The sequence below is a fragment of the Actinomadura geliboluensis genome (assembly GCF_043197915.1).
GTDB lineage: Bacteria > Actinomycetota > Actinomycetes > Streptosporangiales > Streptosporangiaceae > Spirillospora > Spirillospora geliboluensis.
In genome coordinates, this window is record NZ_JBICUA010000027.1 from 1 (window position 1) to 2,555 (window position 2,555).

Consider the following 2,555-nt stretch of genomic DNA (forward strand, 5'->3'; position numbering starts at 1 on the left):
ACTGGTTGTGCGACGTGAAGTCGCACGTTTCGAGTGAATGCATGATTGGAGGTCGATGGAAGGTCGGAATGCATTCCAGGCTAGTGCTTGAGCCTGTCCCCGCCGTGACATGCGCGCTGGCTTCCTGAGTTAGTGGGTATGAAGCTCACGGAAATCCCAAGGGGGCCGATTCCGTCTCGGCCCTACAGGTGGGGAAGGTCGAGTGCGGGGTGAACGCAAGTGAATCTTTGGTGATGCTCCGTTATAGGGACTCGCTGAGACGGGTGGAAATGCAGTGTGACAGGGACGGGTCGTTGTGATGCGGCCGGCGGCGGGCGAGGAAACCACTTGTACCGCATGGGCACCGCTGTCCCCGGAGTAAAGGAGGCACCCAAGCTCGACCGCTTCTCGAACGTGCGGAACATGGAAACCCGGGTCAGGTCCAACAAGGTTGGTAGGCCGATCGCAAGAGGGGCATAATCCCTGGCCTGGACAGGATGCTCAAGAAGCCAATGCCGGTGGCCGAAAGGTGACAGGAAAGCGGACTGCGAAGCCAGCCCTCCGATGGATTGTCCGTATAACTGGCCGGATACCGGGCCGATGCCCGGACGCGAAAGCGTGCTGACGTGAGCAGGTGGATCTTTGAAGGAAACTGTCTATGGCATCCGAACCGAGGGGCAAGTTGGACGCCGAAACGGCGAACGGACCTGAGGGCCTGCCGATCCCGGAACAGGGTCGTCCCGATCTGGATGAGAGTTCAGAGTGGGGTCGTATTGACTGGTCCGAACAGGAGAAGCAGGTACGCCGCCTACGGCAGCGGATCTTCAAGGCGGTGCAGGAAGGGGACCTGGCGAAAGCCAGGAATCTACAGAAACTCATGCTGCGGTCGCAAGCGAACACTTTGGTGAGCGTGCGACAGGTGACGCAGCGGAACGCTGGACGACGAACGGCGGGGGTCGATGGCGAGGTCGCTCTGACCCACCAGGCCAGAATGCGCATGGCGAAGCGAGTCCATCGCAGCAGGCAGGATTGGTGCCCCCGTCCCGTCCGGCGAGTGCACATTCCCAAGGCCGGTAACCCTGCGCGCATGCGTCCGCTCGGCATACCGGTGCTGATGGACCGCTGTCATCAAGCGCGAGTCCGGAATGCACTGGAGCCCGAATGGGAGGCCCGGTTCGAGGCCAAGTCATACGGGTTTCGGCCGGGCCGAGGGTGCCATGACGCGATCGAGGCCATCTACGAGACGTGCAAAAGCAGGACCGCAGCACGGCTATGGGTTCTCGATGCGGATTTGGCTGCGGCATTCGACCGCATCGACCACAAGACGCTGATGGAGGCCATCGGCCTGTTTCCCGCTCGGGAGATGGTGCGTAAGTGGCTCCAGGCAGGAGTGTTCGAGGCGGGACGCGGGTTCGCTCCCACCGAGGAAGGAACTCCGCAGGGCGGGGTCATCAGCCCGCTACTGCTGAACGTCGCGTTACACGGTCTGGAAACGGTCGCTGGGGCCAGGTACAGAACTACCGGGCCCAAGGCAGGACGAAGCTATCCGGATTCTCCGGTAGTGGTCAGGTACGCGGACGACCTGGTGGTGCTCTGTCATACCCACCGCCAGGCCGTGCTGGTCAAGGAGCGACTGGCGCGATGGCTGGACGGTCGGGGCCTGTCCTTCAACGAGGATAAGACCCGCATTGTCCATGTGGCCGAGGGGTTTGACTTTCTCGGCTTCAACGTCCGCCGGTATGGCTCTAAACTCCTGATCAAGCCTAGCAAGGCGGCCGTACAGCGGATCAGGTCGAGACTCGCGTTTGAAATGCGTCGGCTGCGCGGCGCAAACGCGAAAGCAGTGATCGCCGCCCTGAACCCCGTGATCCGGGGGTGGGCGGCGTATTATCGACCGGTGGTGTCGTCGAAGGTTTTCGAAGACCTCGACACGCACGTGTGGAGACTCACCTACAAGTGGGCTACGCACAGCCATCAGAATAAGCCAAAGTCATGGATTATCCCCAGGTACTATGGCCAGTTCAACAAGTTCCGGAACGACAGGTGGGTGTTCGGGGATCTCGAGTCCGGCGCCTACTTGGTTATGTTTCGGTGGACGGAAATTAAGCGGCACGTCATGGTTAAAGGGTGGGCGTCTCCGGACGATCCCTTCCTGGCCGAGTACTGGGCTCACCGCCGCAGACGGAATAAGCCGCCGCTCGATCGGTACACCATCAGGCTGCTGGACGAACAGAACGCCATGTGCCCGATGTGCGGGGACTATCTGCTGACCGCAGAGCAGCCACCGCAATCACCACAACAGTGGGAAATCTGGTGGAAGCAAGTTACCCGGCGAGCAATAGCGGCGAGCTATCTCCTGATCGTGGATGCCCCGGAATCCGGCCGCCATGGTGGCGCCAGGACCCGCTTAGTGCATACACACTGTCATCGAAGCTGGCTCTATAGCCAGCGTCGAAGCAGAACGCAGCGTGATCCTAAACCGTCGCTTGGATCTGCTTGAGCCGTGTGCCGTGACGAATGGCACGCACGGTTCTGAGGGGGCGGGGACGTAGTAATGCGTCCCCGCTACCCGACCA

General features: G+C 61.1%; 1 protein-coding gene. It reads left to right on the forward strand.

Annotated features, from left to right (window positions below; translation table 11 throughout):
* Positions 1-637 precede the first annotated feature (637 nt).
* Positions 638-2,479 (forward strand): group II intron reverse transcriptase/maturase, encoded by a 1,842-nt coding sequence (gene ltrA, locus ACGFI1_RS44320; protein ID WP_392793639.1) that lies wholly within the window; start codon positions 638-640, stop codon positions 2,477-2,479.
* Positions 2,480-2,555: the final 76 nt, after the last annotated feature.